Origin of the sequence: Rubripirellula amarantea (genome assembly GCF_007859865.1) — a bacterium.
In the GTDB taxonomy this organism is placed as follows: Bacteria; Planctomycetota; Planctomycetia; order Pirellulales; family Pirellulaceae; genus Rubripirellula; species Rubripirellula amarantea.
Genome location: NZ_SJPI01000004.1, coordinates 247,285 through 253,869 on the forward strand (window position 1 = coordinate 247,285; position 6,585 = coordinate 253,869).

The 6,585-nt window shown below is 51.9% G+C and carries 4 protein-coding genes and 1 pseudogene; all 5 read right to left on the reverse strand.

What is annotated here, in order from left to right:
- Positions 1 to 14: 14 nt before the first annotated feature.
- Positions 15 to 629 (reverse strand): hypothetical protein, encoded by a 615-nt coding sequence (locus tag Pla22_RS24820; protein WP_146517588.1) that lies wholly within the window; start codon positions 627 to 629, stop codon positions 15 to 17.
- A complete protein-coding gene (locus tag Pla22_RS24825; protein ID WP_146517589.1) occupies positions 626 to 880 on the reverse strand; it encodes an RNA 2'-phosphotransferase in 255 nt (84 codons plus the stop codon). The genes Pla22_RS24820 and Pla22_RS24825 overlap by 4 nt, the downstream gene beginning before the upstream one ends.
- 48 nt (positions 881 to 928) lie before the next feature.
- Positions 929 to 2,161: an HD domain-containing phosphohydrolase gene (locus Pla22_RS24830; protein WP_146517590.1), complete on the reverse strand. Its 1,233-nt coding sequence runs from the start codon at positions 2,159 to 2,161 to the stop codon at positions 929 to 931.
- Positions 2,162 to 2,353: 192 nt separating this feature from the next.
- Positions 2,354 to 5,188, reverse strand: a complete 2,835-nt coding sequence (locus Pla22_RS24835) for a sensor histidine kinase (RefSeq protein WP_146517591.1) — start codon at positions 5,186 to 5,188, stop codon at positions 2,354 to 2,356.
- A pseudogene (locus Pla22_RS25440) lies at positions 5,185 to 6,585 on the reverse strand (hypothetical protein); the annotation flags it as partial. The gene Pla22_RS24835 and the pseudogene Pla22_RS25440, both read right to left, overlap by 4 nt.

Sequence of the window (6,585 nt, forward strand, 5' to 3'; positions counted from 1 at the left end):
ACGAACGTGTTGGGCTAAATCTTCCGGACTAGATTCATTCCTTCACGGCCACGGTAGGTCAACAACAACGATCCTTCGGAAGCATGATCATCAAAGACCGCTTCAAAAAAGTGGTGCTCGCCGGGCCATGGAAACGCGAAGAACAAATCGAAATCTTCGATCGCTAGCCCGATCTCCTCATAGACTTCGCCCTCGTCGGTGACGACATTTGCCACTTCAGCCGCCAAATCGGAAACCTTCGATGAATGTCGAGGCACGAAACTGTCGCAGTAAAACTTGGCATCAACATTTTTTGATTGAGCGATCTCGGTGGAAAGATCAACGAGTCGAGGCTCAATCTCGATTCCGACGGCTTCCATTCCCTGCAGTGCCGCGAGCATTGTGACGACACCGATTCCACAACCCCATTCGCAAAAACGGTTGCCAGCAACGAGGTGCTCTTGCTGCAACCAACGAAGAGCTTGAGCGACGAGATGGAAGTCACATGTTACGAAGTTCTCGATGATCGTTTGATCAGCCAACATGAATGCCTCGATCTGATCGTTCGAGAAATCCACCAGAGTTTCCGCATCACTACTTAACGGCAAGTCCTTGATGAGATCAGGAACCGCAATCGGCTGCAACGTCATGATTTGCTTGACACGGAATTGATTCGAATCCGATTGCCGTCATCGCTTAGCGAGAAAAGCTTCTTATCGTGTTCTTCAACCACGGCAAGGACCTGTTCGACCGATACGCTCTTACCCGAGGCGTTCGCTTTTTCGACAAGTTCGGTAACGACAAAATAGCCCTCGTCGTCAGGTTTAATACCGATCGAATGGGGCTCGTGACGCATGATGTACGTCAAGTACTTACTGATCCGGGTGAGTCGTTTGTTCATGAGGCAGAGTTTAACTAAAACACCGCCTTTGGGCACCCGCGTTCCAAATCACTCAGAGTCGGGATCTAGATACTCGTCGTGAATGGCCAAGATCTCATCAAAGCGCCTTAGAAAGGCGTCCAAGACATCAGCATCGAAATGACTGCCACGGCCTTCTTTCAAGATTTCCAGGCACTTTTCGATCGAAAACGCCTTCTTGTAGGGTCGCGCAGAACTGAGAGCATCAAAAACATCAGCCACGGCGACGATGCGACCTTCTAGCGGAATGTCGTCGCCCGAAATTCCAAGCGGATACCCCGAACCGTCCCATTTTTCGTGGTGCGATGCGGCAATGACCGAAGCGAGTTTCAAAACCGGTGAGTTTGTTGACCCCATGATCTGCATGCCGACTGACGCATGTGATTGCAAGCGGATCGACTCTTCTTCGGTGAGCGGATTGATGATCTTGCGACCAATCGTGCAATGAGAACGCATCAAGTCGAATTCTTGAGGATCAAGTTTTCCTGGTTTGTGCAAGATCGCATCAGGAATCCCAATCTTGCCAACGTCATGTAGCTGGGCGGCTTGTTCAAGCAAATCGAGATCATTGGCGTCGTACCCCAATTCGACCGCAATCACCCTTGAGTAGCGTCCAACGCGAGTGACGTGGTGGCCAGTATCATCGTCTCGGTACTCACCGGCGCGTGCCAAGCAGTGGATAGCTTCTTGGCGAGAAAGCACCAATTCCTGAGTCCGAATCATGACCTGCTTTTCAAGCTGCTCGGAATAGTCGGCCAAGTGATCTTGGTATGCCTTCACAGCGAGCACGTTCTGCACTCGCAACATCAATTCACTCGGATCAACTGGCTTCGCCAGGAAGTCGGACGCTCCCAAACGCAAGGCCTTTAGCTTTACATCAGGATCATTCGATGCCGTTAAGACGATCGCCGGAATCATCTTCAGGTCTTTCTTGGACCGCATCAGTTCAAGAATTTCTAGCCCCGAGATGTGAGGCATATTGATGTCGAGCAAAAGAATATCGGGTTTCTGAGTGGTGACTTTCTCAATCGCAGTTGAGGAATCAGTCGTGGTCAGAAAGTTCGTAAACCCTTCTTCTTCCAAATATGCCTTGACGATCTCGATGTTGATCATCTCATCGTCAACGATCATGATGCGCGCCGTTCGAGCGTGCTTGGTTTCACAGAATGCCGGGGCGGATCTTTCACCCAAACCACAAGTCAGCAGCGCTAACCCGTTTACGGCAGCGTCGGCAAGATCGGTGATGGAGTTGGTCTGAATCATTAAGTCTTGTCGCAATCGTCATTCGCCGGGAAAACTACATTCCTGTGAAAATTAGGACACCGACAGCATGGGTGTGCAATTCAACGAGTGAGTGTTCGCTAGGTTCTCGTTTGTTGGGTCAGTTGTTCGCTTCGTAACGGTCGTATCGCAAAAACCATAGTCAGCCGGCTTGGCGTATTGCCAAGCCCGTCACTAAACCTCCTCTATCGCGGGCATCTCAATACGAGATTTCAACCCGCGAAGTTCATTCACCAGTGTGGGGATTGAATCCAAATCGCCATCCCGAGCCATCATTTCCATGCGTGCGGCTGCTTCAGATATTGTCGCAAAGCCACAATTGCCGCTGGCACCCTTAATAGCGTGTGCGAGTTGTCGAAGAGATTCTTCGTCAGCGCGTTCAAGTGCATTGTCCATTGCGTCAAATCGGTTATCCAGATCGTTGACGAACCCAGATACGATCGCATGGAACTTCGCTTTATGAACGGGCAAAGTCGAGATGATCGGAGCGTCGTCGTTATCTTGGCTCGTCGAGTCCGGCAGAGACTGTGGCGGATCAGCAATCGGATACTCTCCATTTGCGTCCGGCAATTCAATGCGATCGACAACGCCTTTCAAACGATCAACAAATCGTGGGATCAGATTCCACTGCTCTTTCGACGCTGACTCGCGAAGTTCTGCAGCGACTTCCGAGAGCGGAAGAAGTCCACAATTCCCTGCGGCACCAGTCAATGAGTGAGCTAGCTCGGCGATCTTTTCAGCATCTTTTTGGTCAACGAGATCGCGAATTTCATCACACCGTTTTTCCAGCGTTCCGATGAACTGTTCGACGATCGTGCGGAAACGTTCTTTCTGAATTGGCAGGGTCGTTCGAACGGGACCTTGCTCGTCGCTTCTCGTCTTCGATACGGCTTCGATTGCCAATGGCTCGGGCTTCTTGGCGATGGCAACTTCGATTCCCGCAATCTCGGCAAGCGTCGTAATCAGCTTGTCGAAATCAATCGGCTTGGTCATGAAACCACTGCATCCGGCGTCACGACACTCTTGTTCGGATTGTTGCATCGCATGAGCCGTCAGGGCAACGATTGGCTTGGTATAGCCTTGCGATCGCAATGTTCGAGTCGCTGTGTATCCGTCCATGATGGGCATCTGCATGTCCATTAGGATCACATCGTATTCGGTTTCCGTCGCCAATTCGACTGCCTGCAAGCCGTTCTCGGCCGTGTCGTAGGCAGTCCCGGCCTCTTCGAGTATCAGGCTCATCAGTTGCCGGTTCTCTTCACCATCGTCCACCAACAACACTCTCATGTTTGGCAGGTTGATAGCGAGATGTTCTTCGTCGGCACCGCTGCTCGCTAGGTCTTCGTGAGTCGGAAGAATCAATTCAACGTCTTCGATATCGCCCGTATCAACGATCGCGGCAAACACGCTGCCTACACCCACTTCGCTGGTAACACCAACTCCACCACCCAAGGCTTCAGCGAAACTCTTACTGATTGACAGACCAAGTCCCGTCCCGCCGAACTTACGTGTCACGCTGGCGTCAGCCTGCGAGAACGGATCGAAAATCTTCGCCGCGGCTTCATCTGTCATACCGATACCGGTGTCGATAACTTGCAGCAAAATCTGAGGTCGCCCGGCTTCATGGATCAGTGAGGCTACGACGCGCACGCCGCCGTCTTCGGTGAACTTGATCGCGTTCCCAATCAAGTTGGTGAGAATTTGCCGAATTTTCGCGGGGTCGCTCTGGATGACCGCAGGAATCTCACCGGCAAACTCGTATTCCAGCGAGATCTCCTTTTCCTCGGCTCGGACACGCATCACCGTAACGACCTCTGCCATCACGCGATGAACTTCACATGGAATACATTCGACTTCTAAACGACCTGCTTCGATCTTCGAGATGTCCAGAATGTCATTGATCAGATTCAACAGGTGCGTACCACTGGAATGAATCGTATTGAGGTGTTGTTGCCGTTTCGCTTCGTCACGCACGATATTGCGACGCAGAACTTCGGTGAATCCGAGAACCGCATTCATCGGCGTGCGGATTTCGTGACTCATGTTGGCAAGGAACGCGCTCTTGGATTGGTTAGCCTCTTCAGCGGCCGTGCGTGCCTTGGCAAGTTCGAGTTTGTTTTCTTCCAATAGCGTGATGTTTTCGAATGTTACCATCACCCCCGATCCGAGAATCGGTGTGCTGTTGACGCTAAAGGTCATCTTTCGGTCGTCAACGATAAAGTGCAGCACTCGACCGCTGACCATCTCGCCGGTGCATTTTGATTCGTGCCAAGGGAGGTCGTCCGATTCTTTTTCTCGTATCCAATCCATCTTGGACGGACACTCGCCGACCATTTGGTCACCTTCACGCCCAACCGCTGCGGAGAACAAACGGTTGACCAAGATGATCCGATCACGATCGTCCATTAGCATGATGCCCACGGCCATACGATCGAAAACAGATCGCACGTGAGAAGGAACAGCGCCGTTAGGATCCAAGCTGTCGAGCGTCTTTTTCAAGAAGAACGAAAACTGAATTAAGCAGCCTGGAATCATGATAATAAGAAACCATGCAGGAGCCCAATAGTTAAGTCCCAAGAACCCGCCGGTTTCGACGAATGAGACTTCAAGAGTCCCGAACTGCTTGGACGACCGAAACACGGGAACGGTCATATAGCGAGTGTGGTCGCTCGACGAGGGATCCCAACTCTCTTTGTGGGGCCCCGCCGAGACTAACAGTTCGCCGGATTGCAGACGGAAACCAATGGAATCGATCTGTTCATCACGTGACACAATGGATTGAATTGTTAGTTCGAGGTCGCCGAAACGTTCGGACGACGCCATCGCGGTACCGCTGATTGCAAGCGTTTCACAAACCTTTGCTCTACCGTGCAGTACTTCACGCTGCTCGTTGGGAAAGAACCCAAAAGCGCTGGCAAAGAGTACCGTTCCGACCATCAATCCGACGAGGCCGCCGGAGATGCGCAAACGAATCGGTATGCGATTGTAAAGTTGCTTTATCGTTTTCATGATTGGTTTTGCGGCCCCCGTTTGGCAGCGTCAACATGGTCCATCTTGTCGAGGTCTTCACTTCTTCGTTTCATCAAATCTTCGAGCGATTCACCATCACCGTCGCCCGCACCTTGCATAATCAGCAGCGGGTCGATGGCACGCCAAGCCGGTAATTGTGCGAGCATTCCAGAGGCCAGGAACCCAGTTCTCAACCCCCACGCGACCACCCCCACGGTGAAGCTCGAAGCAGCAGCACCCGCGGCACCGACGACGATCAAGTCGCCATGAATTTGTGATTCAATGGTTCCCAATTGTTTGTCGAGTTCGTTCCACATTACGCCTGGCCGCGTCATCAACACATATTGAGCTTGCGATAATGTCAACGAAGTGTTGTTGATTCCGAATCGGCTAATGGCGTTTGACTCGGCATCGAAGCTTGATGTGTTTATGTTTGAACTAGAGCTAAAACTCATGTCGCCGTAAGACTCTTGCAGGATGGCGTTCACGCCCGATTCTGACACAAACTCTGAACTGCTTTTGGTCGAGTCACTCTGCACGCTCACGAGCAGCACATCCGTACTCGCTTCGGTTTCACTTCCTGATGGTTGAGCCGAACCTTGCGGGACACTTGCCTTGCCTTCTACATCTGCTGCGTCACCTTCGCCTTCATCGACATCATTGTTTGAATCGTCTTCGGATTCGGGTTCTGGCTCGTCCGGTTCGGTGGTTTCGTTGCCGGGTTCGTCAGCTCTGCCCGGGTCGGTTGGCGGGGTCACCGGAATGATGACGGGAGCTTCAACCGTAAGCGTAAAGTTTTGCGTATAGGACAACCCGCCTGCGTCCGTCGCGGTGACCTCAATCGTGACTGTGGGTTCGGACTGTGCGTCAATACGCTGACCCGCTTTCAGCTTTAGAAACCCTGCCACGACGGTGAATCGACTGTCGTTAACGGTAAACGTGTGAGTGTCTGCCAAGTCGACATCGCTAGCACTGACCGCACCTACGATCGCTCCGGATGCACTTCCTTGAATCGAGTTACCGCTGAGCTGAATTGCGTAGGGAGCGTCATTTCCATCATTGACGATGATGGAAAAGGTTTCGGTATATGCCAATCCAGCGCCTGACATATCCGTCGCAGTCACCTGCAGATTAATGGGTGAATCAAGATCGGAATCGAGCATGATGCCAGTCTTCAACTTGAGCGTATTACCGACGATCTCGAAACGACTGTCGCTGAGCCCCCATGCGAAAGCGTCTCCCGAATCCGGATCAGTCACGCTGACCGTTCCGATTATCGCGCCCGGATCATGTTCGTTAACACTTGAATTGCTCAACCCAAGATCAGTTGGAGCTTCGTTGATATCGTTGACCGTGATGTCGAACGATTGCGATTCGCTCAGGCCCGGAGTTCCCTG